Source organism: Thioclava sp. GXIMD4216 (genome assembly GCF_037949285.1).
Taxonomy (GTDB): Bacteria; Pseudomonadota; Alphaproteobacteria; order Rhodobacterales; family Rhodobacteraceae; genus Thioclava; species Thioclava litoralis.
This window is the reverse complement of sequence record NZ_CP149926.1, coordinates 18234-42860: the sequence shown is the minus strand read 5'-3', so window position 1 is coordinate 42860 and position 24627 is coordinate 18234. Positions and strand designations below refer to the sequence as shown.

The 24627-nt window shown below is 60.4% G+C and carries 23 protein-coding genes; 6 read left to right on the top strand and 17 right to left on the bottom strand.

Annotation, left to right across the window (positions count from 1 at the left end; all coding sequences use genetic code 11):
• The first annotated feature begins 58 nt into the window (after positions 1–58).
• The 5 genes from ftsH (at position 59) to WDB88_RS00185 (ending at position 5312) form a co-directional block, all read left to right on the top strand.
• Complete coding sequence (gene ftsH / locus WDB88_RS00205) at positions 59–1972, top strand: ATP-dependent zinc metalloprotease FtsH (protein WP_339108214.1); 1914 nt, start codon at positions 59–61, stop codon at positions 1970–1972.
• A gap of 198 nt (positions 1973–2170) precedes the next feature.
• On the top strand, positions 2171–2758 hold the full coding sequence (locus WDB88_RS00200; RefSeq protein ID WP_339108213.1) for a sulfurase: 588 nt from the start codon (positions 2171–2173) through the stop codon (positions 2756–2758).
• A 163-nt stretch (positions 2759–2921) separates the two neighbouring features.
• Positions 2922–3227 (top strand): chorismate mutase, encoded by a 306-nt coding sequence (locus WDB88_RS00195; protein ID WP_339108212.1) that lies wholly within the window; start codon positions 2922–2924, stop codon positions 3225–3227.
• A complete protein-coding gene (folD, locus tag WDB88_RS00190; protein WP_339108211.1) occupies positions 3224–4126 on the top strand; it encodes a bifunctional methylenetetrahydrofolate dehydrogenase/methenyltetrahydrofolate cyclohydrolase FolD in 903 nt (300 codons plus the stop codon). Before WDB88_RS00195 ends, folD begins: the two co-directional genes overlap by 4 nt.
• A 214-nt stretch (positions 4127–4340) precedes the next feature.
• Positions 4341–5312 (top strand): LytTR family DNA-binding domain-containing protein, encoded by a 972-nt coding sequence (locus tag WDB88_RS00185; RefSeq protein ID WP_339108210.1) that lies wholly within the window; start codon positions 4341–4343, stop codon positions 5310–5312.
• On the opposite strand, the gene WDB88_RS00180 is transcribed toward WDB88_RS00185, so the two are convergent.
• The 13 genes from WDB88_RS00180 to WDB88_RS00120 form a co-directional block, all read right to left on the bottom strand.
• Positions 5309–6619: an ATPase gene (locus WDB88_RS00180; protein WP_339108209.1), complete on the bottom strand. Its 1311-nt coding sequence runs from the start codon at positions 6617–6619 to the stop codon at positions 5309–5311. The genes WDB88_RS00185 and WDB88_RS00180 overlap by 4 nt on opposite strands.
• A 117-nt stretch (positions 6620–6736) precedes the next feature.
• A complete protein-coding gene (locus WDB88_RS00175; protein WP_339108208.1) occupies positions 6737–7243 on the bottom strand; it encodes a prepilin peptidase in 507 nt (168 codons plus the stop codon).
• Between the two features lies 1 nt (position 7244).
• Positions 7245–8105, bottom strand: coding sequence for a hypothetical protein (locus WDB88_RS00170; protein ID WP_339108207.1), 861 nt, complete (start codon positions 8103–8105; stop codon positions 7245–7247).
• Between the two features lie 24 nt (positions 8106–8129).
• Positions 8130–8690, bottom strand: a complete 561-nt coding sequence (locus WDB88_RS00165; protein WP_339108206.1) for a tetratricopeptide repeat protein — start codon at positions 8688–8690, stop codon at positions 8130–8132.
• A 14-nt stretch (positions 8691–8704) separates the two neighbouring features.
• Positions 8705–9685: a type II secretion system F family protein gene (locus WDB88_RS00160; RefSeq protein ID WP_339108205.1), complete on the bottom strand. Its 981-nt coding sequence runs from the start codon at positions 9683–9685 to the stop codon at positions 8705–8707.
• A 24-nt stretch (positions 9686–9709) separates the two neighbouring features.
• Complete coding sequence (locus WDB88_RS00155; RefSeq protein ID WP_339108204.1) at positions 9710–10678, bottom strand: type II secretion system F family protein; 969 nt, start codon at positions 10676–10678, stop codon at positions 9710–9712.
• Positions 10679–10680: 2 nt separating this feature from the next.
• Positions 10681–12120 (bottom strand): CpaF family protein, encoded by a 1440-nt coding sequence (locus WDB88_RS00150; protein ID WP_339108203.1) that lies wholly within the window; start codon positions 12118–12120, stop codon positions 10681–10683.
• A gap of 27 nt (positions 12121–12147) precedes the next feature.
• Positions 12148–13416, bottom strand: a complete 1269-nt coding sequence (locus WDB88_RS00145) for an AAA family ATPase (RefSeq protein ID WP_339108202.1) — start codon at positions 13414–13416, stop codon at positions 12148–12150.
• A gap of 218 nt (positions 13417–13634) precedes the next feature.
• On the bottom strand, positions 13635–14282 hold the full coding sequence (locus WDB88_RS00140; protein WP_339108201.1) for an OmpA family protein: 648 nt from the start codon (positions 14280–14282) through the stop codon (positions 13635–13637).
• 3 nt (positions 14283–14285) lie between these two features.
• Positions 14286–15641 (bottom strand): type II and III secretion system protein family protein, encoded by a 1356-nt coding sequence (locus WDB88_RS00135; protein WP_339108200.1) that lies wholly within the window; start codon positions 15639–15641, stop codon positions 14286–14288.
• A 195-nt stretch (positions 15642–15836) separates the two neighbouring features.
• Entirely contained in the window at positions 15837–16700 is an 864-nt protein-coding gene (gene cpaB, locus WDB88_RS00130) for a Flp pilus assembly protein CpaB (protein WP_339108199.1), read from the bottom strand.
• 50 nt (positions 16701–16750) lie between these two features.
• On the bottom strand, positions 16751–16993 hold the full coding sequence (locus WDB88_RS00125) for a hypothetical protein (RefSeq protein ID WP_339108198.1): 243 nt from the start codon (positions 16991–16993) through the stop codon (positions 16751–16753).
• A gap of 133 nt (positions 16994–17126) precedes the next feature.
• Positions 17127–17363 carry a pilus assembly protein gene (locus WDB88_RS00120; RefSeq protein WP_339108197.1) on the bottom strand — a complete coding sequence of 79 codons (237 nt, stop codon included), beginning with the start codon at positions 17361–17363 and terminating at the stop codon, positions 17127–17129.
• A gap of 498 nt (positions 17364–17861) precedes the next feature.
• Between WDB88_RS00120 and WDB88_RS00115 the strand changes: the two genes are divergently transcribed.
• Positions 17862–18641 (top strand): lytic transglycosylase domain-containing protein, encoded by a 780-nt coding sequence (locus tag WDB88_RS00115; protein WP_339109542.1) that lies wholly within the window; start codon positions 17862–17864, stop codon positions 18639–18641.
• A gap of 439 nt (positions 18642–19080) precedes the next feature.
• Here WDB88_RS00115 and WDB88_RS00110 read toward each other — a convergent pair whose 3' ends face one another.
• The 4 genes from WDB88_RS00110 to dprA all read right to left on the bottom strand — a co-directional run bounded on the left by WDB88_RS00110 (position 19081) and on the right by dprA (position 24555).
• Entirely contained in the window at positions 19081–19725 is a 645-nt protein-coding gene (locus WDB88_RS00110; RefSeq protein ID WP_339108196.1) for a CoA transferase subunit B, read from the bottom strand.
• Between the two features lie 3 nt (positions 19726–19728).
• On the bottom strand, positions 19729–20430 hold the full coding sequence (locus WDB88_RS00105) for a CoA transferase subunit A (RefSeq protein ID WP_339108195.1): 702 nt from the start codon (positions 20428–20430) through the stop codon (positions 19729–19731).
• Between the two features lie 124 nt (positions 20431–20554).
• The gene (topA, locus tag WDB88_RS00100) at positions 20555–23329 is read right to left on the bottom strand and encodes a type I DNA topoisomerase (RefSeq protein WP_339108194.1); all 2775 of its coding nucleotides are present in this window, start codon (positions 23327–23329) and stop codon (positions 20555–20557) included.
• A gap of 113 nt (positions 23330–23442) precedes the next feature.
• Positions 23443–24555 carry a DNA-processing protein DprA gene (dprA, locus tag WDB88_RS00095; RefSeq protein ID WP_339108193.1) on the bottom strand — a complete coding sequence of 371 codons (1113 nt, stop codon included), beginning with the start codon at positions 24553–24555 and terminating at the stop codon, positions 23443–23445.
• Between the last annotated feature and the right edge of the window lie 72 nt (positions 24556–24627).

Sequence of the window (24627 nt, the reverse complement as noted above, 5' to 3'; positions counted from 1 at the left end):
CTTCCTGCCCGCTCATCCGGGCGTCGCAAGGATGTCAAAATGAATTGGAGGTTTTTCCTTGGGTAATGCGCGCAATCTAGCCTTTTGGGCCGTGCTGTTCGTGCTGATCCTCGCCCTGTTCAACCTGTTTGGGGATGGACAGAACGCGATGAATTCGCAGCAAGTCGACTATTCCGAATTTATTACGGCAGTCGATAAGGGCAATGTCAGCAATGTTCAGATCGATGGGGAGGATGTGCGCTATCAGCTCAAAGACGGCACGTCGACTTATTCCACCGTCAAACCTCTGACCGATCCGATCGCCGAGCGTCTGATCTCGCAAGGGGTGCAGGTCAAGGTGGTGAAGCAGGAGCAGTCGGGCTTCATGTCGCTCTTGGGCGTCTGGCTGCCCTTCCTCGTGCTGATCGGTATCTGGATCTTCTTCATGAACCGGATGCAGGGCGGCGGCAAAGGCGGCGCGATGGGCTTTGGCAAATCGAAAGCCAAGCTCTTGACCGAAAAGCAGGGCCGCGTGACCTTTGATGATGTCGCAGGCATCGACGAGGCCAAGGAAGAGCTGGAAGAAATCGTGGAATTCCTGCGCAACCCGCAGAAATTCAGCCGCCTTGGCGGCAAGATCCCGAAAGGCGCGCTGCTGGTTGGCCCTCCGGGCACCGGTAAGACGCTTCTGGCGCGTGCGATTGCGGGCGAGGCGGGCGTGCCCTTCTTCACCATCTCGGGCTCTGACTTTGTGGAAATGTTCGTGGGTGTCGGTGCAAGCCGCGTCCGTGACATGTTCGAACAAGCCAAGAAGAACGCGCCCTGTATCGTCTTCATCGACGAGATCGACGCTGTGGGCCGCGCCCGTGGTGTCGGCATCGGCGGCGGCAATGACGAGCGTGAACAGACCCTCAACCAGCTGCTGGTCGAGATGGACGGCTTCGAGGCGAATGAGGGCATCATTATCGTTGCCGCGACCAACCGCCGCGACGTGCTGGACCCCGCGCTCCTGCGTCCGGGCCGTTTCGACCGCCAGATCCATGTGCCGAATCCCGATATCAAGGGCCGTGAGAAGATCCTGACTGTCCATGCCCGCAAGGTGCCTGTTGGTCCCGATGTCGATCTGCGCACCATCGCGCGCGGCACGCCGGGCTTCTCGGGGGCGGATCTGATGAACCTCGTCAACGAGGCGGCGCTGATGGCCGCGCGTGTGGGGCGTCGTTTCGTCACCATGGAAGATTTCGAGCAGGCCAAGGATAAGGTCATGCTGGGGGTCGAGCGCCGCTCGATGGTGCTGACGCCCGAGCAGAAGGAAATGACCGCCTATCACGAAGCCGGTCACGCGATTGTCGGCCTTGCGCTGCCCAAATGCGATCCGGTCTATAAGGCCACGATCATTCCGCGCGGTCAGGCCCTTGGTATGGTGGTCTCGCTGCCCGAGATGGACAAGCTGAACTACCATAAGGACGAGGCCAAGCAGAAGATCGCCATGACGATGGCGGGCAAGGCGGCCGAGATCAAGAAATGGGGCCCCGACCATGTGTCGAACGGTCCTGCCGGCGATATCCAGCAGGCATCGGCCATTGCACGGGCGATGGTGATGCGCTGGGGCATGTCCGACAAGGTCGGCAATATCGACTATTCCGAAGCGCATGAGGGCTATTCCGGCAATACCGCAGGCTTCTCTGTCTCGACCGCGACCAAACAGCTGATCGAGGACGAGGTGCGCGAGTTGATCGAGGAGGGCTATCGCGAAGCGGTCCGCATCATCAACGAGCGCGAAGAGGAATGGGAACGTCTTGCGCAGGGCCTCTTGGAATACGAGACCCTCACCGGCGAGGAAATCAAGAAGGTCATCCGGGGCGAGACGCTGGGCGGGGACGATGATACCCCCTTGGGCGGCCTGCCGACCGTCAACTCGATCTCCAAGACCAAGCCCGAGACCTCCGGCGAGACCGCTCCGGAGACGGGCGAGACCGATCCCAAAGCGTGATGCCTTCGGGAGATTTTACAAAAGGCCGTCCTTCGGGGCGGCCTTTTTTGCAAAGGGGCCGGATGTGGCGGCCAAGGTATCGCCCGGACTCTTCGTGTCAGGGCAAAGCTGCGAACGTAACGACGGATCTTGACCTTTCCGCTATGCGGTCCAAGCATGGGTCTGCTGCGTGCTTGCGGTGATTTGACAGGATTATTCATGCCCGCCTTGAAGCCGACGGGGTATCGTGCCGAGATTGTCTGGCTTGGGGTCGTGCCCGAGGGGCAGATGGAGTCGGTGGCGCGGACCGAGCTTGAACTGGATTTCGACGGCCCGCTGGGGGAGGCCCATCGCGGTCGCACACGGCCTGCCTGCTCGCGGGTCAGTGCGCAATTTGCCAAGGGCACGATTATCGCCAATACCCGCCAGATGACGCTGCTTTCTGCCGAGGAAATGGCCGAGACCGCGTTTGCCATGCGCATTCCCGAGCTGCGTCCCGAATGGGTGGGGGCGTCGGTCGTGCTGCGCGGGTTGCCGGATTTTTCCCATATTCCGCCATCGTCACGTCTGCAAAGCGAAGAGGGTGTGGCGCTGGTGGTGGATATGGAGAACCGGCCCTGCGTGCTGCCCGGCACCATCATCGAGGCGGTGCATCCCGAGAAGGGCAAGGCCTATAAGCCTGCGGCCACGGGGCGGCGCGGTGTGACGGCCTGGGTGCAGCGTCCGGGACGGCTGGCACTGGGGCAGAGCTTGCAGCTTTGGGTGCCGGACCAACGCGCATGGTCGAAACTTCAGCACGATTGGTAGGATCAGGCCTTTATCGCGATCTTTCATGGGGCAAGGGCGCAATATCGACATGACCTGTCGATCGCGGGCTTGTCCGCCTGTGCTGGGGATGTAATAGGTAGCGCCATCAATGTAAGCGGCGTCAATCTTTGTGCCGCCGGATAGATAAGCAGTGGATTGTCCTATGAAAGATCCGAAGACCATTCCCTCGATGAAAGAGCTGCGCGAGCAGATCGACTGGCTCGACCGCCAGATTGTCGAGCATCTTGCCTATCGTCTGACATTGATTGATCGCGCAATCGATCTGAAGCCGGAAGAGGATATGCCGGCACGGATCGAAGAGCGGGTCGAGGATGTTGTCGCCAAGGTCAAAGCGCATGCCGCGCAATGTAACGGCGATGTTGAACTTTTCGAGCAGCTTTATCGCATCATGATCGAGGCGTCGATCCAGCGCGAAGAGCGTGTTCTTGGCACGGGAGACTTTGAATGACTGCGACGATCATTGACGGCAAGGCCTTCGCGGCCTCGGTGCGCGAGAAGGTGGCCGCTCAGGTCAGCCGCCTGAAAGCCGATCACGGTATTACGCCCGGTCTGGCTGTGGTGCTGGTGGGGGAAGACCCCGCATCGGAAGTCTATGTGCGCAACAAGGGCAAGCAGACTGTCGAGGTCGGCATGAATTCCTACGAGCACAAGCTGCCTGCCGAGACCTCCGAGGGGGAATTGCTGGAGCTAATCGCGCGTCTCAATGCCGATCCTGCCGTGCATGGTATTCTGGTCCAGCTGCCGCTGCCCAAACATCTCAACGAGGATCTGGTCATCAATTCGATCGATCCGGCCAAGGATGTCGACGGCTTCCATATCTCCAATGTCGGGCTTCTGGCGACGGGGCAGAAATCCATGGTGCCCTGCACGCCGCTGGGCTGTCTGATGATGCTACGCGATCATCATGGCGCGCTTTCGGGGCTGAATGCCGTTGTGGTGGGGCGGTCGAATATCGTGGGCAAGCCGATGGCTCAGCTTCTGCTGCGCGATAGCTGCACGGTGACGGTGGCGCATTCGCGCACTAAGGATATCGAAGAGATCTGCCGCCGCGCGGACATTCTGGTGGCCGCTGTCGGCCGTCCTGAAATGATCAAGGGCGATTGGGTCAAACCGGGTGCCACGGTGATTGACGTTGGTATCAACCGCATTCCGGCCCCCGAAAAGGGCGAGGGCAAGCACCGCCTGGTCGGGGATGTCGACTTTGCATCGGCGGCAGAGGTGGCAGGGGCCATCACGCCGGTTCCCGGAGGGGTTGGGCCGATGACCATCGCCTGCCTGCTGGCCAATACCCTGACCGCCTGCGCCCGCGCCAATAACCTGCCCGAACCGGAGGGGCTGACGGCCTGAGCCGCCAAGGGGCAGGGGTCGAATCAACCGTAAATTGAACCTTTGACAAACGCCGGAAAATACCCCCGGCGTTTGTCTCGTTTTTGCGACGTTCGCAAAGGTGCAATTATTTTTGTTTATTCTGGAGCGCAGAACAGGAATTACTCTGGGCTCATGACAAAGGCATTCGCTTTAGCGGATGGGACAGGGCACGCCAAGCAAGAGGTCCCTTACGATGTGGAGCACCTATCTTCGTTCACTGAGCGTGCCGACGCTGCTTCTGACTTGGGGCGCCGCGTCGGTGTTCGGGATATTGGGCGGGCCGTTTGGCACATTCGAATGGCTGACTTTCGGTGAAAGGCTGGTCTACTGGCCGTCGCTCTGGGCCTTCGGTATTCTGATCGGCTGCGGGTTCCGGCTGCTTTACGAGACGGTTCTGGGGATCCGGCAGTTCTGGCGTTATGTGCTGCTGGAATCGGTCAGCGTTGGCGTCATCATGGCGTTTCCCTATCTGGCGCTGCTGTCCTATTTCGCGGATACGGCGCGTGCAAACCTGCCCAGCCTGCTGGAACTCGGGGCCTATAATTTTGCGATGACATTCTTTTGTGTCACATTACGGCGCGTGTTCTACCCGCAAGAGCAAGAGCAAGAACAAGAGCAGGCAGATCTGCCGTCATCGCAGGGCGATCTCTCCCCTGAAGATCTGCCTTCTGTCGGGGGGGCACCTGCGCAGATACGGTGTCAGCCGGTAAACGTCCGCCCGCCGCAAACCGGCCCGTCCGATATTCTGCCTGCCGAACATGCCACTGTGCCATTTGCACCGGCTCCGAGGCCGCAGCCTGCCCACCGCCCACGCCTGCTGGAGCGGTTGCCGGAGGAATATCATGGCGATATCTGGCATCTGCAAAGCCGCGACCATTATGTGCATGTCACCACCTCGCAGGGGTCGCATCAGGTTTTGATCCGGCTGGCTGACGCCATAACCGAACTGGACGGTGTGGAAGGGCTGCAGGTGCACCGGTCGCATTGGGTGGCCGAAGATGCGGTGACAGAGGCCCGCAAAATGACCTCCAAGGCAAAGCTGACCCTGCGCAACGGGGCTGTGGTGCCGGTGTCGCGCACCTATCTGTCCGATGTCGAGGATGCCGGTCTTTTCGACCTGCCCCTGCCGCCCGTAGAGCCGTCGCCGCAGATGCGTGTGTCCTAATGTAGGATCTCTTCGTCACGCACGAACATATTGGCCCATGCGCGGTCGATCAGCTCGGGCGACATCTGCCGCGGAAGGCCTTCGAATTTACAGATCTCGATCATCTGGTCGATCAGGAAGATCGGCTGATAATTCGCGTAGATATTGTTGATACTGGGGTATTTCACCTTCAGCAGATGGAGCAGGGCAGCTTCGTTCAACGGCATCTGGCGTTTATTCGCGACGAGTTTGAAGATCTTGAGGAAATCCCGCTGATTGGGGCCGTCGATCTTGATCTTGAAGAAGATACGCCGCAACGCAGCCTTGTCGAAGATGGCATTGGGGTGGAAGTTGGTGGAGAAAATCGCCAATGTATCGAAAGGCACCTCGAATTTCTCGCCCGATTGCAGCGCGAGGATATCACGGCTTTCCTCAAGCGGCACGATCCAGCGGTTGACCAGCTTCTGTGGTGGCTCGGACTGGCGGCCAAGGTCGTCGACGATGAAGACACCGCCCGAGGCTTTCAACTGGAGGGGCGCGGTATAGGTGCGCGCCGTCGGGTTGAATTTGAGATCTAGCATATCCAGCGTCAATTCGCCCCCTGTGATGACGGTCGGGCGTGCGCAGAGCACATAGCGGCGGTCAAAACGTGGCCCTGCGCGGCGCAGCGCTGTCGGGTCTTCTTCGGGGATCGGGGCCTCGGTATGGATGATGGGGTCGAAGACGGTGATGATCTGCCCCGAATATTCAATGGCGCGGGGGATATAGATCTGGTCGCCGAGCGCGTCGCGGATCCCGTTGGAAATCGAGGACTTCCCGTTGCCGGGCGGGCCATACATCAGGATCGAGCGCCCCGAGCCGACCGCAGGCCCTAGCTGGTCGATCAGATCCGGCGGCAGGACAAGGTGCCCCATCGCCTGCAACAGCGCCTCGCGGGTCAGTTGGATATTGCGGATGGACTGGCGTTTGACCTGCTCGCGATACTGCACCAGCGGCACGGGAAGCGCGCCGTAATATTCCGACTGCGCCAGCGCGTCCAGCGCGCGGGCGCGACCGGCATCCGAAAGCTGGAAGGCCATCTCGTTGCCGGAATTGGCATGCAGCGTTCCCATCGCCTCGACAAGGCGCTGCTCGCGGGCCAGATCGATCAGCTCTTGCAGCAAGGTGGTTGGCAGGCACATCAGGGCGCCCAATGCGGTCAATGTGGTCTGATTGGTGCGGAACATCGTCTTCAGAAGAAGGTCGCGCATCATCACAAGGCTAAGCCCCGTCTCCGACAGGCTGCGCGGTGTCTGCGGGGCCGTAATCGGGCGGAGCATCATATTCATGGCAGAAACCTTTTCCTCACACATGGTCACCGGAACGACAGACATACAGATACGTCTGGGCCGAAGGTGACGCCGCATTATGGCCGAATTCGGGAAAAATGCGGGCGTGGGGTGGTCTTATGCCGCCGCCAGAACGGCAAGGGCCAGATAGATCCAGAGGGCCAGCGCCAGCCCGACGCCAGCGGGGGTGCGTTTGGCAGTCCAGCTGCGCCAGCCGGAGGTCGCACGGGTCAAGGCGGGCAGGCGTTTGAGCAGTTGATGCAACCCCAGCCCCGCCAGCAAACCGACCGAGAGGCAGATCATCGCCAGCGAGATCTGCCCCGGCTCATGCGAGACAAAGAGCGCGGCGACCGACACGAATTTCACGTCCCCCGCGCCAAAGCCTGCAAAGGCAAAAAGCGCGAAACCGATGGCCAAGACCACGGCAAAATTGACCCACCGCCATGCCCAGACCTCGGGAGGCAGCACCGCCAGCCCCAGAAAAACAAAGATCCCCGCCGTGGTATAGACCGCGACATTGCGGATTTTCATGTCCCGCAGGTCGGTGGCGGCCACCCAGAGGCAGACCGGTGTCATCGCCAGCAGGAAAAGGCAGGCTGCTGCAAACGGGGGCGCGGCAAACATGTCAGGCCTTGACCTTATTGGCGTCAAGCGCGGCCAAGGCACGGGCGGCTTCTTCGAAATATTGGGGGTTGGTGTCAACAGCCTCCTGCAGGAGGCTGCGTCCGGTATTCACATCGCCCTGCTTGATGGCCGAAAGCGCCGCCGTATACAGCAACTGGGCCCGCTCGGTCTGGGTCATGTCGACCACCGGCAGGTCATATTTGCGTTGCGCGGCACGGGCCAGAACGAGGTTGTTCTTGGTGGTGAAGCTGGACGGGTCATAGGTCAGCGCTTCAGCAAAAAGCTTTTCGGCGGATTTGGCATCGCCACGGGTCAGTTTCGAGAAGCCCCAGTTGTTCAGCACACCGGCGGGGCGGGTTGTCAGCCCGACAGCCGTATCATAGAAACTATCGGCCTTTTTCCACTGCTTGCCGCTATCGGCCACCATCGCTTCCAGCCGGTAGCGGTCATAGGTCTCGTAGGTGGGCGGCACCGTGTTGAGCGTGGCCTTCGCGCCCGCCCAGTCATTGCTGCGGATCTGGGCATCGGCAAGACCGACCTTGTCGGCATCCGTGGCACCGGGCATGGCCAGCACCGCCTGCCAGACCTTCACGGCCTGATCATGCTGTTTGGCCCGCACCAGAGACTTCGCCAGCCCCCGCTTGAGGTCGATCCGGTCGGGGTTTTCGTTGGCAGAGCGCTGGAAATATTTCACAGCCTCCTTCGGGTCGCTGACAGTCAGCATGATATCCGACAGGTTCGTTTCGTCGATCGCATTGACGGTCTTGAAGGCCTCGGCCTCCTTGGCACTGTCGCTGGCACCGCAGGCGGCGAGCATCAGCGCGCCTCCCAGCAGGGCGGTCATCACGATAATCTGGCGCATGGTGTTGCGTCCTCTCGCTCGGCCTCAATGCTTGGTCAGCAGCAGGTATTCACCATGCCCGCGCCGCACCAGCTTGAATGTCTGTTCTTGCGGAGAATCATATACCGGTTTGTCGATTTTTGCGAGCGCGCGCATAAGGTTTTCTCGGATCGCGTCAGATTCGCCATTATCAAGACCATAGGCGATGCGGAAGGTCCGCGCGGCCTCGGCGACCTTGCCCTCTTCCATCAGCACGACGCCCAGATTGTTCCAGGCGGGCACGAATTTCGCGTCTTTTTCGGTGGCACGGCGCAGGATCTGTTCCGCCTGTCCCAAGCGCCCGAGTTTGAGATTGGCCGAACCGATGGCCGACAGCGTGTCCACTGTGGCCCCGTGTTCGGCCATCGCGCGGTAATAGGCCTTGAGCGCCAGATCATATTCGCCCGCTGCCATCAGGCGATGCCCGACGATCAGCCCGTCCACCCCGTCGCCATCCGCATAGCCCGGTGCATAGGGCGATTGCGAGGTGCCGAAGGGCAGCGGCACGCAGCCCGCGAGCGCGGCAGACAGACAGGCAAGGGCAATCAGGCGTCGGGTGGCGGGCATCGGGCTCTAGAGCGTCAGAAGTTGCTGAAGCTGTTTATCATATCATAGACCGAAGGCCCAACAAGGATGATGAGAAGCGGCGGCACGGTGAACGCCATTGTGCCCAAGGTCATTTTTGTCGGGATCTTGTTGGCCGCTTCCTCGGCGCGCATGATCCGTTTGTCGCGCATATCGGCGGCATAGATGCGCAGGGCTTCGGCGATAGAGGTGCCGAATGTCTGCGACTGGATCATGACGGTGGCGAAGCTCTGGATGTCGCTCACGCCCGAGCGTTCCCCGAAATTGCGCATCACGGTGGCTTTGTCCTTGCCCGCCTTGATCTCGTAGGCGATCAGACCGAATTCCTCGGAAATGGCGGGGCAGGAGGTGGCCAGTTCGCGGGCCACGCGGATGATGCCCTGATTGAGCGACTGTCCGGCCTCGACACAGACCAGCAGCATGTCCAGCGCATCGGGAAAGCCGTTCTGCAATTCGGCGGTGCGGGCTGCGACACGGCTGTTGACCCATTGTTTCGGACCAAAATATCCCACAACGCCCGGTCCCATGATCAGGCCGATCATCGCCGCAGGTTCCAGCGGGTCGGTATTGGTGAGGGTGAGATAGACCGTGATCAGCGCCCCCAGCGCAAGCCCGCCAATCGCCGCCGAGGCTTGGGTTGCGTGGAAGCTGCGCACGGCATTCGGGCCGCGATAGCCCGCGCTTTGCAACCATTTCTTGGCGGCCGACATTTCCTTTTCGTTTTGCGGTTCCAGAAAACCGGCAAACCGTTCCAGCGCGTCATTGCCGCTGCCTTCGCGCAGTTTTGCGGGGCTTCTTGTGGCCGTTACCGGCTGCGAATTGCGCCGCTGTTGGGCGATCTTGTCCAGCGGATCGCTGCGCCGTTTGAGCAGAAAGGGCAGGGTGGCAAGGATCAGCCCGCCCGCCAGCACCAGAAGCGCGATCATCGGTCCTAGCGGGCCAAGGGATTGGGTCAGGAATTGGGAGAGCGCGCTCATGGGGGTCTCTTTGAAAAGCGGGGCTTAGACTTTGATATTGGTCATGATGCGCATGAACAGTACATTCATGCCCAGCAGGACGAAGACGGCAATGGCCAGAGGCAGGAACATATCGGAATCCTTGACCTTGTCGTAATAGGTGGGCGAGACGATCAGGATGCCCGCCAGCACCACCAGCGGAAAGCCCGAGAGGAACATGCCCGACCATTTCGGCTCGGCGGTAATGGCTTTCACGCGACGGAACAGACGGAACCTTGCGCGGATCACTTTGGACAGCCCGTCGAGCACCTCGGCAAGGTTGCCGCCCGATTGCTGCTGGATCGATACCGCCACGGCGAGGAAGCGCAGATCCTGCATGTCCAGCCGCTGGGCCAGATCGCGCAGGGCATCGGCCACGGGGCGGCCATAGGCGGCCTCGTCCGCGATCATCCCGAATTCGGTGCCCAGCGGGTCGGGGATTTCTTTGGCCACGGCTTGGATGGCCGAGGAAAGCGGATGCCCCACCCGCAGGCTGCGCACCATCAGTTCGATGGCATCCGAAAGTTGTTCTTCGGCCAGAGCCATGCGTTTCTTCGCCTTGCCAGAGACCCACAGGAACACCGCACCGCACCCCATCGCCACCGAAAGCAGCAGACGTGTAGGCAGGTCCACCGTCAGCCCGACCGAGAGGCCCGCAAAGACCACAAGGCTCATGGCCGCCATGACCCCCATCAGCGCCTGCGGGCTGAAGGCGATATTGGCCTTTTGCGCCTTGTCGGCCAGCAGCGAATAGAAGGGGATGTTGCGCCCCTTCTCGTGCTGCGTCACCTCTTTGCGCAGCTGTTCCAGCACTTCTTCGCGGCGACCGCCCTTTTCCAGCATATCGATGCGGCGGTTGACGCGCCGCGACAGCGAGATCGACTTGCCGAAGACCAGCAGATAGATGCCCTCGACCAGCAAGAGCACCGCGATGAAGATCACCGCATAGATGGCAACGGTGGAAATCGCGCCCATGCTCAGCCCTCCACGGGTTCATAGATCGAGGCAGGCAGGTCATAGCCCCATTGGCGGAACCGGTCGGAGAAATGCGACCGCACGCCCGTTGCGGTGAACCGCCCGATGATCTTGCCCTCCGGTGTCAGGCCGAGGCGCTCGTAGCGGAACAGTTCCTGCATCGAGATCACATCGCCCTCCATGCCGGTGATCTCCGAGATCGAGGTCATCCGGCGCGAGCCGTCCTGCAGACGCGAGGCCTGCACCACAAGGTTCACAGCCGAGGCGATCTGGGCGCGCATCGCCTTGATCGGCATCTCGATCCCTGCCATCGCGATCATGTTCTCCAGCCGCGACATCGCATCGCGGGCCGAGTTCGCGTGGATCGTGGTCATGGACCCGTCATGGCCGGTGTTCATCGCCTGCAGCATGTCGATGACCTCCTCGCCGCGGGTCTCGCCCACGATGATCCGGTCGGGGCGCATCCGGAGCGCGTTCTTCAGACAGTCGCGCGGCGTCACCGCCCCACGCCCTTCGACATTGGGCGGGCGGCTTTCCATCCGGCCCACATGGGTCTGTTGCAGCTGGAGTTCGGCGGTATCCTCGATGGTCAGGATACGCTCGGAATTGTCGATGAAAGACGACAGCGCATTGAGCGTGGTGGTCTTGCCCGAGCCGGTCCCGCCCGAGACGATGACGTTCAGCCGTGTCGAGACGGCGGCCTGCAGATAGGCGGCCATCTCCTCGGTAAAGGCGCCGAACCCGACCAGATCGTCAATGCCCAGCTTGTCTTTCTTGAATTTCCGGATGGAAACCAGCGAGCCATCCACCGCAATCGGCGGCACCATCGCGTTGAAGCGCGACCCATCGGCCAGACGCGCATCGACATAGGGGTTGGATTCATCGACACGGCGCCCCACGGCCGACACGATCTTGTCGATGATCCGCATCAGGTGGCGTTCGTCCTTGAAAACGGTGTCGGTCAGCTCCAGCTTGCCTCCGCGTTCCACAAAAACCTGTTGCGGGCCATTGACCAGAATATCGGACACCGTCTCGTCTTTGAGTAGCGGTTCGAGAGGTCCAAGCCCCATCACCTCGTCATAAAGCTCGCCGATCAGTGTCGTGCGCTCGCTTGCGGTCAGGGCGATACCGGCATCTTGCAGGACTTCGGACCCGATCGCGGAAATTTCCGAGCGCAGATCGGATTCGCGCGCCGTTTCCAGCGCCGCCAGATTGAGGTCTTCGAGCAGGCGGGTATGGATTTCGGTTTTCAGTTCGCCCAGCTTCTGGCGACGACGGCGGTCCTTGTCCTGCGGCTCTGCCTGCGCGGGCGCTGCGGGCGCTATGCGGCGGGTGACCAGCGGGGCTTTCTCCACCACGGGTTCGACCGTCGGGGCCTTGTCGACCGCAGCGGCGGGGGGCGGGGCAGGCTGGGCGGTTGGCTTTTTGTAACGCGAGAACATATCTGTCCTTTCCGATCCCGTCCGGGATCAGCCCTGTGCAGCCTTCGCAGCGTGGTTACGGTCGTAGACGCTGCGCGCCAGCTTCTGATATTCGCGCCGTAACGGCGCTTTGGCGGCCGTTTCGGCAAGGGGCTGGCCGTGATCATTGGCCTGCGTGATGGCGCGGCCCCCATCAGGCAAGTGCAGCTCGATCGTGATATCAAGGCTTTCGGCCAGACGTTTGACGCGCGACTTGCCGGCCAGATCGGTGAATTTCGGTGCGCGGTTCAACACGTAGCGCAGCTTCTCGACCGGCAGATCCTCGGCCTGAAGCGCACGGATCATCCGCAGCAGGTTCTGGGCCGAGCGCATATCCAGTTCCAGCATGGCGAAATACAGATCGGAGGCCGACAGCACCGTTTCGGTCCATTGCACGACGGTTGACGGCATGTCGATGATCACGAAGTCGAACTGGCTCTGTGCCATCTTGATCAGCCGCGAGATGTCCTCGGTGCTCGGCAGATCCAGCGGCAGCATGTCCGCAGGGGCCGTGAACACATGCAGCTTGTCCTGATAAACCTGAAGCGCCTGATGGAACAGCTCGGCATCCATCTGCGCGGTGTTGCTGAGCGTGTCGAAAATGATCTCGCGGCGCGGCAGGTCCAGATAGGTGGAAATCGTGCCGTATTGCAGATCCAGATCGATCACGCAGACACGCGGCGCTTCGGGGAGCGCGGTGCGTTTCTTGCCGCTTGCGCCGGGATTGCAGGCCAGCTCCCATGCCAGATTGACGGCAAAGGTCGATGCGCCTACGCCGCCTGCCATGCCATGAACGGCCAACACCGCGCCGTTGCGATCCTGACTGGTTTTGCGTGGCTGGGCGGGGGCGAAATCCTCGACGGTATCCTGGGCATGGCCCAGCCGGTGGATGGCCTCGTGCAGCGCGCCTTCGGGCAGGGGATAGGGGACGAAATCATCCGCCCCCAGACGCAGCAGTTGGTGCAGCGCGATCGGCGAAAGCTCTTCGGCGATCAGAATGATCCGCAGCCCTTTTTCCTTGGCGGTCGTGATGATGCGCGTGATGCGGTCAAGATTGATCTCGTCATCCTCGTCCACGGCAATCGCCAGAAATTCCAGCGTTTCGGCATCGGGCTGGTTGAGAAACAAAAGCGTGTCATCAAAGCCGAGATCGCCCCAGCTTTCGCCAAGTTCGGCTTCCATATCCTCGATCAGCAGATTGAAGTTCGACACATCACGCGACACGGTGCAGGCCACCAGCGGCGCCGGCTCCGGGCTTAGTATAGGTGCTGCACTCATCTGCCTGACGTCCCTTCCGTTTTCGGTCCTCGGAGTGACCATAGGGTGACCCGCCGCGACTCGGTCGCAGGGGCCTCGCTTTGGCTCAAGATCATGCCGAATCTTGGCAAGATTGCGGCCAGACTGTTTCAATTGTGGGGATATAGGCGACGATCATGATAACAGGCGGCCCTTGTTTCCACGGACCACCTGCTGCAAGACATTCGTAACTATGCTTCTTATTTCGCGCCGGTGACCGTTCCGACCGATGTAGACTCACCGCCCGTAAGTTGTGTGGGGGGCTGCGCGCTTGTCACGTAATCACGGAAAACGATCTGCGCGTATTTCCCGTTCATCACCATCGGATTGCTTTCCACAAAGCCCGAGACTTCGGTGACGGTGCGGCGGTTCTGTTCGTTCGGGGCATTGGTCAGAACCAGCGGCTGTGTTTTGCCATAGCTTACGATGGCTTCCAGTCTTGATCTGGAAATCCCTTGCGATGTCAGGTAGTTGACCGCAGCTTTCGCGCGTCGCAGACCAAGTGCCTTGTTATAGGCGTTCGATCCGACAAGGTCGGTGTGACCATAGACACGGAAGCGCACCTCGGGGAACTGGCGGATAAACTTGGCCTGCTGGGCCAGAATCGCACGGGCTTCCGGTGTCAGCACGGCCGAATTGAAGGCGAAGTTGATCGTGGTGGGGACGCTGGCATTGAACTTGCTGTTCAGGTTGACCGCAAAATCCTGAGGATTGGTCATAACCTGAAGGTTGTGCGCCGTGGCGGACCCGTAACCGGTACTTCCCAGAGAGTTGCCGATCTCCTGGCTGCATCCCGCAAGGGTCAGCGCCGCTGCGCAAAGCGTAAGTGTGAAAGCCGAACCGTGCATCTGTTATTCCATCATATAACCGTAAGAGCCGGAATAATCCTGCTTGGCGACTTCGGCGGCAGCCCCGCTGACCGGACGCCCCGTGGTCTTGCCAAAGAGGAACATATCCGATTCCGAGGGGAGCTTCACCCGATCCGTCGGCAGGGCATAGGCCATGCCTTTGGTCGGCGTGACAAGATGCGGGGTGACGATGATCACCAGTTCGGATTGCTTGCGCTCGTATTCGCTTGAACGGAACAGCGCGCCCAGAACCGGCACGTCGCCCAGCCACGGCACCTGATCGTTCAACCCGTTGAAATCATCTTGCAAAATACCCGCGATAGAGAAGCTTTCTCCGTCCCGCATCTCGACTGTCGTAGAGGTTTCGCGCCGCTTGAAGGCATTCACCGAGAAGCCGCCCGATTCCATCGTCACGCTGGTATCGATGGCCGATACCGCAGCCTTCATTTCCAGATTGATGACACCGTCATCGATGACGCGGGGAATAAAGGTCAGCTCGACGCCGAAGGGCTTGTATTCGATAGCGATGCCATCATCGTCGACCACCGGAATCGGGTATTCGCCACCGGCAAGGAAATGCGCTTCCTGTCCGGACAAGGCGGTCAGGTTCGGTTCGGCCAATGTGCGCACGACGCCCTTGGATTCCAGCGCCTCAAGCAGCACGTTCATTTCGAAGGTGCCACGGGTCAGGCTGAGCCCGAACTGCCCGCCTTCACCACTATTGGTCGCATTGGTCAAAGAGGTGCTGGCATTGCCACGGGTTAGGCCCAAGCCAATGGAAGCATTCAGGTTTTTTGCCACCGAACGCTGCATTTCGGCAAAGCGGACCTGCAGCATCACCTGCTGGGTGCCGCCTACGGTCATCAGGTTTGACACGCGGTCGGGTGCATAGCGGTTGGCCAGATCCAGCGCCCGATCCAGCTTGCCGGTCGAAGAGACGGTGCCCGAGAGCACGATACCATCATTGGCCGTGCGGACTTCGATATTCTCGCCGGGCAGGATCTGTTTCAGCCGCTCCTTGAACTCGGCGATATCCGGTGTGACCTGCACCTCGACATTCGAGATGAGTTTACCATCCGCGCCCAGAATGGTCATTGTCGTGCGCCCGGGAAGCTTGCCCAGTACATAGATCGTGCGGTCGGACAGCGTGGTGATATCGGCAATACCGGGATTGGCGATGGATAATTCGGTGAAAGGCTGGTCGCTCTCCACCACCACAGCACGGTTCATCGGCACGGCCAGCGGTGCGGATGAAGCACCGGACATAACGCGCAATGTTTCGGCATTGGCGGCGCAAACCACGCCGAGGCCGCAAGACAAAGCCAAAAGCCCTGCCGTGAAGAAAGTCTTTAGGGTCATTGTGATCCTGCCTCTCCGATCACATCGTAAATCTTACGGCTCTGGCGTCCGCTTGGCGATCATTAACTGCGTTCAAAGGAGCATGACCGAAACAGGGACATTTGGCAATAATTTGCTTATAACCGCCCTTGCGGTTTGTGCCGTTGAGGTCACATGCAGGTTTTACCGTCCATCTGTTGCCGGGTTGGGGGTGGCTTAATTGGTGCAGGGGATCGGAGTTTCGATCACTTCGGAACCTTTGCGGGTTTTGATCGTGCAGACTTTGGGGGCAGGGGCTGCGGCAACTTCGGGGGTGCCAAGAAGCTGGTCGCGATCAATCTCGATCGGGCCCATTGCGCTGGTATCAAGCGTATTTCCCACCAGTGCCAGCATGATCTGTCCCGTGCTTTGCGCAAGGGTCAGGGCCGCCACCTGTTCGGGGCTGACCTCTGCGGTGACAGTGCGTGCAATCACGGCCTCGGCGACGCGATCGGCATCGGCGTTCTGATCGACCGCGATCAGCTTGAGATTGGTCTGGATCAGCTTGGTCACATCACGATTGTTGATGCGACCATACCAGTAGACATCCACGTGGTCGCCCGGGCGCAGGAAACCGGACACGCCGGATGCGGCGTTCACTCCGATGGTGAAAGCCCGCATATCTGCCGCCAGTCGGGCCGTAATGCCGGCATCGATGCCGGGTTTGGTGATCTTTGATGCAAGCAAGGGCTCGTTGGCCTCGTACGACCGTAGGGCCGCGCGGGGGCGGGTTTCTCCGTCAAGGAAGGCTGCTTTTGTGGCCTCGTCTCCCTGAGCCGCGCTAATGGCCGAGAACGCGCCTTCGGGCAGCTTGCCCTGCTGGACCTTGATGACCTCGAGATCGGCCTGCGTGAAACGTTCCCCATATTTCAGGGCATGTTTCACCACGACCATATTGGCCATCTGCGTCATGGACTGCCGCTCCTTCAGCAGGTAATCACGCTGGGCCTGAAATTCGGCAATCTTGCCTTGGGTCATATACACGGCCATGCCGGCCAGTGCGACGCCCAGAATAAAGACCAGTCCAAAGATGAGACGCATCGTGTTTCCCTTTCTGAGAGTACTTTGCGGCGTGAAACCCTAGTTTCGGGTTAAAAATCGTCCTGAATCTCGACGGATTCGAGATAGTCTGCGATTTTTGTGGAGGCGGATAGGGCACCTGCGCCAATGACCTTAGTCACGGCGAGTGCGAGGGCGGCAACAACGGCGGTGAGCACGATCCATTCGGTCGATACTGCGCCGTTTTCGCTTTTGCGAAACAGCCGGAGCTTTTGTAGGACCGATGTGGTCTGATCCGAATTTTTACAAGACGGCATGGTGGAACGCGCAGTCATTTTACATGTATCCTCATATGCATACCTGAACAGCAATAGAGCTTTCTCTGGACGTGAGGTGTTGGCATGCGAAAGCCGCCCCGAAGGCGGCTTTCGGCGAATAGACAGTCACCAAGCGTTTTAGCCGCTTCTATTAGCCATCGGTGCCGGTCGTGCCCGAGGTCGAAGCCGAGCTATCGAACAGGGTAAGGCCTTTGGTCACCTGCGAGGTTGCATCAACCTTGCCTGCTGCAGAAATCATATTCTTGCCCACAATGGTCACAACAGCAACGCCGAGGCCTACGATGGCGGCGGTCAGCACAACCCAGTCAACGGTCACAGCGCCGTCTTCTTCGTTGCGGAATTTCTTGGTCAGACGAAACAGTTTCATGGCAGCTCTCCAGTGTTAAACTCTCACTCTTTCCGCGGTTCTGGTCATTCACCCTTGTCCCTATGCCCCGCGGCATGAGGAGAATTTGTCGTTGGTTCGTGGCTAGAATGGGGCAGCTTGTCGGCCTTTCAGCGACCAAGAGCAGAATCTTTAGCTTTTATTGACCTTTCACGGGGCGCTTGCCACTTTGGGGCGAGTGATCGGTGGCCAATATGTGCAGACGCGCCTTCATGCGCGCGCGAATCCGGTCCTGGCGGGGGATTGCGGCAACGGTTTCGTATGAAAACGGGCCTCTGACGCGGACATCAAGGCGAATCGCTGGCGCTTGCGGCGGGATTCGGGATTTATGACATACAGAGGGCGGAGCCCCGGTTCGAGCAGGATGAGCTTATGAAAGTAAGACAGACCGTCCGTCTGGGCGCTGGCATGGCCCTTGTGATGGCCGCCGCGCCGATGACTTGGGCGCAATCGGTGATCACGACGCCCACCGTGCGCACAATGGCCATGCAGCATCAGGCCCCGACGGTGAACCGTTATTCGCCGAAAACAGTGACGCCGCCCGCGCCGGGGACGAAAAAGCGTATCAATATCCAGATCAACCCCGATGAGCAGCGCGCAGCACTGGCTGCGCGGGCGGCTATGCCCTTCACGCCGGTGATGCCGAAATCGGCAAGCGCACCTGCTGCCAGTTCCAGCTACACCTGGTACTGGGATCGGGTCTCGCCCGGTCTGGGAGATCGGGCGGGCCGTTTTGACGCCGCGATCGCGGCGCTGTCGCAAGGGCCGGGGGGCAAATCGGTACGCGCACCGCGGCTGGCCGATCTGAAAGCCATTGCCGACCGGCATGGCTCGCAGATTCTGGCGGCGACGATTGGCACACAGGTTTCCCCTGCTTTGGTGCTGGCGATGATCTCGACGGAATCTGCCGGACGTCATGATGCGGTGTCCCATGCGGGGGCGGTGGGGCTGATGCAGCTGATTCCCGCCACAGCGGAGCGTTTCGATGTGGAGGACAGCAAGGATCCGGCCCAGAATATCAAAGGCGGCGTGGCCTATCTGGATTGGCTGATGACCGAGTTCGACCGTGATCCGCTGATGGTGATCGCGGCCTATAATGCGGGGGAAAACGCGGTGAAACGCAATAATGGCGTGCCGCCCTTTGCCGAAACCCGCGATTATGTGCCCAAGGTGCTGGCCGCATGGTCGGTGGCGCGCGGGCTGTGCCTGACGCCGCCCGAGCTGGTGACAGATGGCTGTGTTTTTGCCGATCGTGGCTGACGTCCAGCCCCCCCGATTCCATGCCCAATGAAGAAAAGGCACCCGCCTGCCAGCGGATGCCTTTTTGATCTGTCATGCATCCTCATGCGGTCGGGCCGCCGGACGATGCGTGAATGAGGGCCTGTATGTCGATCCCGTGCCATGTCGTCACCCGAGGTGTGTTGGGGTGATGCGGAAGACGATATGTTGACGGGTCTGCTTGCCTCAGTCTTGTTGTTATCTGCTCGTTTTTAATGGCGTTCTTGGCTTCACCCGCTGCCACAGGATCAAGCGCTGCGCCGATAAAGGCAAACTGAAGGCTAATTGAGGCAAGAATAAGGCATCGTTTCCAAATTCGTGTCGAATACCGGAATCGGGCTGAAATTGTTCGGGCCAATGGGGCGTTGCCCATGAAAAAAGGGCGGAAATTCCGCCCCTTCGCTTTGGCTGTTGGATGGGCTTAGTTGACCAGCGTCGCTTCGGTTGCGGCGCGAAGCTCTTCTTCGCTGATGCCATCGGCCAGCTCCACAAGCTTCAGGCCGCCTTCGACCACATCCAGAACGCCCAGATTCGTGATGATACGATCCACAACGCCGGTGCCGGTCAGCGGCAGGGTGCAGGCCTTGAGCACCTTCGACTCGCCCGCCTTGTTCTGGTGGTCCATCACCACAACGACCTTCTTCACGCCCGCAACCAGATCCATCGCGCCGCCCATGCCTTTCACCAGCTTGCCGGGGATCATCCAATTCGCCAGATCGCCGTTTTCGGCAACTTCCATCGCGCCCAGGATCGCCGCTGCAATCTTGCCGCCGCGGATCATGCCGAAACTGGTGGCACTGTCGAAATAGGCGGTATTGGGGACTTCGGTAATGGTCTGCTTGCCCGCATTGATCAGATCGGGGTCTTCCTCGCCCTCATAGGGGAAGGGACCCATGCCCAACATGCCGTTTTCCGATTGCAGCGTCACATTCACGCCCTCGGGGATGAAATTGGGCACAAGCGTCGGAATGCCGATCCCGAGGTTCACATAGGTGCCATCCTCAAGCTCTTTTGCCGCGCGCGCCGCCATCTGGTTGCGGTCCCAACCCTTTTTCACATCAGACATGGATCAGGCCTCCTTCGGGCGGGTGGTGACTTTTTCGATGCGCTTCTCGTGCTGGCCCTGAATCAGGCGGTGCACATAGATGCCGGGCAGGTGGATATGATCGGGGTCAAGCGTCCCGACAGGCACGATCTCCTCGACCTCCATCACGCAGACCTTGCCGCACATCGCCGCCGGAGGGTTGAAGTTGCGCGCGGTCTTGCGGAAAATCGCATTGCCGGTTTCATCGGCTTTCCAGGCTTTCACAATGGCCAGATCGGCAAAGATGCCTTCCTCCAGAATGTAATCCTCGCCCTTGAACTGCTTGACCTCCTTGCCCTCGGCCACCTGCGTGCCAACGCCGGTCTTGGTGTAGAACCCGGGGATGCCCGCGCCGCCTGCACGCATACGCTCGGCCAGCGTGCCCTGCGGATTGAATTCCAGCTCAAGCTCGCCCGAGAGATACTGCCGCATGAATTCGGCATTCTCGCCGACATAGGAGGACATCATCTTCTTGATCTGGCGGGTCTCCAGCAGTTTGCCCAGACCAAAGCCGTCGACGCCCGCGTTATTGGACGCAACCGTCAGATCCTTGACCCCGCTTTTGACAATCGCGTCGATCAGAAGCTCGGGGATGCCGCAAAGGCCGAAGCCTCCTGCGGCGATCAGCATGCCGTCCGACAAAAGCCCGTCCAGAGCCTCGGTCGCGGAGCCGTAAATCTTCTGCATGAATACTCCTCCAAGTGTTTCAGCCAATAAGGCGCTATCGTTCAGAGCAAGTCAATGCTGCGCTGCGGCGCAGGGTAAGCAGGGCGTAAAAAAGGCAGGCCACTTGCGCGCCTGCCTTTCTGTCTTAGTCTTCGGTCCCCGCGCCGTCATCCTGATCGGTTTCCGGAGCGGCGGTCTTCTTGGGGGCCGCTTTCTTGGCCGCAGGCTTTTTCGCTGCGGTTTTCGGGGTGGCCGCCTTTTTGGCGGGGGCCTTCTTGGCCGCAGGCTTTTTGGCGGCGGTTTTCTTGGCGGCAGGCTTTTTCGCCGCGGCTTTCTTCTTCGGCGATTTGGCGGCCTTCTCGGCCAGCCATTCCACCGCTTGCTCCATGGTCACCTGCTCGGGCTCGACCTCTTTGGGAATCGTCGCATTGACCTTTTCCCATTTCACATAAGGCCCATAGCGTCCGGGCATCACCGAGACCGCGCCGCCATCGGGGTGCTCGCCCAACTCCTTCAGCGGTTTGGCGGCAGCGCCACGGCCACCGCGCGCCGCCTTCTGCGCCAGCAGTTCCACCGCGTGGTTCATCCCCACAGTGAACACATCCTCGACCGAGGGCAGATTCGCATAGGTCTTGAGGTGCTTCACATAGGGGCCGAACCGACCGATGGCGGATTCGATCATCTCGCCATCTTCGGGGTGGGGGCCGATCTCGCGGGGCAGGTTCAGCAAAAGCACCGCCTTCTCAAGGTCGAGATCTTCCAGTGACCATGTCTTCGGGATCGAGGCGCGCGGCGGTTTCGGCACATCCTCGGTGACCTCGCCCTTCTGCACATAGGGGCCAAAGCGCCCCACGCGCAGCGTCACCTGCATCCCCTCGTCATAGCCCAACAGCTTGCCGTCCAGCGCCTGCGCCGCGTCATCCCCATCGGGGGCAGACAGAGGGCGGGTATAGCGGCATTCGGGGTAATTGCCGCAACCGATAAAGGCGCCACCCGAGCGGGCGGTCTTCAGATGCAGCTGGCCATTGCCACAGACGGGGCAGATGCGCGGGTTCGACCCGTCCTCGCGGGGTGGGTAGATATGGGGGGCCAGAACCTCGTCGATTTTGTCAAGCACCTCGGTGATGCGCAGTTCCGAGGTTTCCTCAAGCGCGGCCGAGAAATCCCGCCAGAAGCGCGAGAGCACTTCCTTATAATCGCGCTCCCCCGCCGAGACATCATCCAGCTGGTTTTCCAGCCCCGCCGTGAAGTCATATTCCACATAGCGGCGGAAGTAATTCTCAAGGAAGACCGTGACCAGACGGCCCTTATCCTCGGGGAACAGGCGGTTCTTGTCCTTGCGCACATAGCCACGGTCCTGAATGGTCGTGACGATAGATGCATAGGTCGAGGGCCGCCCGATGCCGAGTTCTTCCATCCGTTTGACCAGCGTCGCTTCCGTATAGCGGGCGGGGGGCTGGGTATGGTGCTGGGCGCCGAGGATCGCGGCATTCTCGCTCATGACAGCGGCGGGGCAGCGACGGATGCCGGGCTTGTCATCCTCGACCAGCGTGTCCTCGCCCTGCGCCTTGCTGAAGGCCTCTTCATAGGCAGGCGCCAGCTTCAGGGCCTCGCCCTGCATGACCTGCGGCAGGCGGTTGCTATCCTCGTCATCGTCATCATCGCGGCCCTGGTCATAGACCTTCAGGAAGCCGTCAAAGGTGACAACCGAGCCGGTCGCGCGCAGCTCGACCTGTTCGTCTTTCGAGCCAATCAGAACGGTGGTGCGTTCAAACCGCGCGGCTTCCATCTGGCTGGCAATGGTGCGCTTCCAGATCAGATCATAGATCTTGCGCTGGTCATCGGCGGACACCTTCAGCTTGTCGGGCGAGACAAACATATCCGTCGGGCGGATACATTCGTGGGCCTCCTGCGCGTTCTTGGCCTTGTTCTTATACATGCGCGGCGATTTGGGGACGTAACTTTCGCCGAATTTCGTCTTGATCGCGTCGCGGGCCTGCATCACGGCTTCGGGGGCCATATCGATGCCATCGGTCCGCATATAGGTGATATAGCCTGCCTCATAAAGCCGCTGCGCCGCCGACATCGTGGCCTTGGCGCCCATGCCGAATTTGCGCGAGGCTTCCTGCTGCAGGGTCGAGGTCATGAAGGGCGCATAGGGGTTGCGGCTGGCAGGTTTGGCCTCGACCGAATTGACCATCAGTGCGCGGGAAGACACCGCCTGAACGGCCATCTCGGCATCGGTCTGATTGGCGAGGTCGTATTTATCCAGCTTCTTGCCGCCCAGCATCGTCAGACGGGCTTCAAAAGTCTGGCCACGCGGGGTCTCCATCTGGGCCACGACCGACCAGTATTCACGCGGGTTGAAGGCCTCGATCTCCATCTCGCGCTCGACGATCAGCCGCAGACAGACCGATTGCACACGTCCCGCCGATTTGGCACCGGGTAGCTTGCGCCAGAGCACGGGCGAGAGGTTGAAGCCCACCAGATAGTCCAGCGCGCGCCGCGCCAGATAGGCCTCGACCAGGGCGGTATCCACCTGACGCGGGGATTTCATCGCCTCCAAGATCGCATTCTTGGTGATCGCGTTGAAGGTCACGCGGCTGACATTCTTTCCCTTGAGCTTCTTTTCCAGCGCCTGTTCAAGGTGCCACGAAATCGCTTCCCCCTCGCGATCAGGGTCAGTCGCAAGGATCAATGTGTCATCATCTTTCAGCGCATCGGTGATCGCCTTGATGTGCTTTTTCGAATCGGACGCAATCTCCCATTTCATGTCGAAATCATGCTCGGGATCGACCGAACCATCTTTCGGAGGCAGGTCGCGAACATGCCCGAAAGAGGCGAGGACGGTGTAATCGGAACCAAGATATTTGTTAATTGTCTTGGCCTTGGCTGGTGATTCGACGACGACAACCGCCATGTGGACCTCGCAGGTAGAGCTATTCTTGAGTCGGGCGGAAGATGTGGGGTTTATTCGGGGAATGTCAATGTAAAGCCTGATCTTCCGGTTTTATGGCCTTTTCCGGCAGGGGCTCATGCAAGGCTGATCCGGCTTCCGGGGTGGCGCAAGACCATACCTTCCAGTTCCAGATCGGTCAGAAGCTGGGCGAATGTGGCCGCATCGGTTTGCAGATCGCGGATCACATGGTCTTCCAGAACAGGGCTGGGCCCCAGAAGCTCCAGAAGGGCTTGCGCAAGATCATCCGGCACGGCGCTTTGTGGCAGGGGGGGCGTGTGCGACGGCTGTGGCGGGGCAGGGCCCAAAGCCTCGGCAATATCGGCAAAATCGCGGATCAGGGTCGCGCCGTCGCGGATCAGCAGGTTGCAGCCACCCACCCGCCCGTCCATCGGGTGGCCCGGAACGGCCATGACCTCGCGCCCCTGGTCCAGCGCGTTACGCGCTGTCAGCAGGCTGCCCGATTTCGCGGCGGCCTCGATCACGATCGTCGCCCGTGCCAGCCCCGAGATAATGCGGTTGCGCTGCGGAAAATGGCGCGCCTGCGGCTGCATTCCGGGCGGGTTTTCGGAAAGCCGCAGGCCCTGTCGCGACAAGGTGTCATGCAGTCCTGCGTTTTCCTTGGGGTAGATCACATCGATCCCGCCCCCTTGCACGCCAATGGTGCCCGTGGGAAGCGCGGCCTGATGCGCCTCGGCATCAATCCCGCGGGCAAGCCCCGAGACAATCACATAGCCTGCCTCTCCGGCCTCCTGCGCAAGCCCTGCCGCCATGCGCCGCCCCAGAGACGAGGCGCTACGCGCGCCCACAAAGGCCAGAGCGGGGCGTTGGAGAAGGCTGGTATCGCCCAGAGCCCAAAGCACGGGGGGCGCGTCGGGCAGATCCAGCAGGGCCTGCGGGTAATCGGGCCCACCAAACACCAAAAGCCGCGCGCCTGCCTTGCGGCCCGCCTTCATTTCGGCCAGCGCGGTCGCCTCGTTACAGGGGGAATAGTCCGGCACACCGGCAGCGCGGGCGATCTCGGGCAGGGCCGCAAGTGCTGCCGTCGCCGATCCGTGTTCCGTAATGATCCGGTGAAAGGTCGTGGCCCCGACACGACGAGAGCGAAAGAGACGGAGAACCAGCAGTTCATTTTCTTCCGTGGTGGGTGGGGTGAAGGGGGTGGGGTAAGAAAACAAGCCTGTTTTCATCCGGTCCTCCGCCTCAATCGCAAGACCAAATTGCGAGATTAAGATTAACGAATGGTTACCAAACGCTGCGCT

Excerpts from the sequence above, each read along its gene's own strand:
- WDB88_RS00200 (WP_339108213.1), top strand. The coding sequence starts at position 2,171 with ATGCCCGCCTTGAAGCCGACGGGGTATCGTGCCGAGATTGTCTGGCTT.
- WDB88_RS00195 (WP_339108212.1), top strand. The coding sequence starts at position 2,922 with ATGAAAGATCCGAAGACCATTCCCTCGATGAAAGAGCTGCGCGAGCAG.
- folD (WP_339108211.1), top strand. The coding sequence starts at position 3,224 with ATGACTGCGACGATCATTGACGGCAAGGCCTTCGCGGCCTCGGTGCGC.
- WDB88_RS00185 (WP_339108210.1), top strand. The coding sequence starts at position 4,341 with ATGTGGAGCACCTATCTTCGTTCACTGAGCGTGCCGACGCTGCTTCTG.
- WDB88_RS00180 (WP_339108209.1), bottom strand. The coding sequence starts at position 6,619 with ATGAATATGATGCTCCGCCCGATTACGGCCCCGCAGACACCGCGCAGC.
- WDB88_RS00175 (WP_339108208.1), bottom strand. The coding sequence starts at position 7,243 with ATGTTTGCCGCGCCCCCGTTTGCAGCAGCCTGCCTTTTCCTGCTGGCG.
- WDB88_RS00170 (WP_339108207.1), bottom strand. The coding sequence starts at position 8,105 with ATGCGCCAGATTATCGTGATGACCGCCCTGCTGGGAGGCGCGCTGATG.
- WDB88_RS00165 (WP_339108206.1), bottom strand. The coding sequence starts at position 8,690 with ATGCCCGCCACCCGACGCCTGATTGCCCTTGCCTGTCTGTCTGCCGCG.
- WDB88_RS00160 (WP_339108205.1), bottom strand. The coding sequence starts at position 9,685 with ATGAGCGCGCTCTCCCAATTCCTGACCCAATCCCTTGGCCCGCTAGGA.
- WDB88_RS00155 (WP_339108204.1), bottom strand. The coding sequence starts at position 10,678 with ATGGGCGCGATTTCCACCGTTGCCATCTATGCGGTGATCTTCATCGCG.
- WDB88_RS00150 (WP_339108203.1), bottom strand. The coding sequence starts at position 12,120 with ATGTTCTCGCGTTACAAAAAGCCAACCGCCCAGCCTGCCCCGCCCCCC.
- WDB88_RS00145 (WP_339108202.1), bottom strand. The coding sequence starts at position 13,416 with ATGAGTGCAGCACCTATACTAAGCCCGGAGCCGGCGCCGCTGGTGGCC.
- WDB88_RS00140 (WP_339108201.1), bottom strand. The coding sequence starts at position 14,282 with ATGCACGGTTCGGCTTTCACACTTACGCTTTGCGCAGCGGCGCTGACC.
- WDB88_RS00135 (WP_339108200.1), bottom strand. The coding sequence starts at position 15,641 with ATGACCCTAAAGACTTTCTTCACGGCAGGGCTTTTGGCTTTGTCTTGC.
- cpaB (WP_339108199.1), bottom strand. The coding sequence starts at position 16,700 with ATGCGTCTCATCTTTGGACTGGTCTTTATTCTGGGCGTCGCACTGGCC.
- WDB88_RS00125 (WP_339108198.1), bottom strand. The coding sequence starts at position 16,993 with ATGACTGCGCGTTCCACCATGCCGTCTTGTAAAAATTCGGATCAGACC.
- WDB88_RS00120 (WP_339108197.1), bottom strand. The coding sequence starts at position 17,363 with ATGAAACTGTTTCGTCTGACCAAGAAATTCCGCAACGAAGAAGACGGC.
- WDB88_RS00115 (WP_339109542.1), top strand. The coding sequence starts at position 17,862 with ATGGCCATGCAGCATCAGGCCCCGACGGTGAACCGTTATTCGCCGAAA.
- WDB88_RS00110 (WP_339108196.1), bottom strand. The coding sequence starts at position 19,725 with ATGTCTGATGTGAAAAAGGGTTGGGACCGCAACCAGATGGCGGCGCGC.
- WDB88_RS00105 (WP_339108195.1), bottom strand. The coding sequence starts at position 20,430 with ATGCAGAAGATTTACGGCTCCGCGACCGAGGCTCTGGACGGGCTTTTG.
- topA (WP_339108194.1), bottom strand. The coding sequence starts at position 23,329 with ATGGCGGTTGTCGTCGTCGAATCACCAGCCAAGGCCAAGACAATTAAC.
- dprA (WP_339108193.1), bottom strand. The coding sequence starts at position 24,555 with ATGAAAACAGGCTTGTTTTCTTACCCCACCCCCTTCACCCCACCCACC.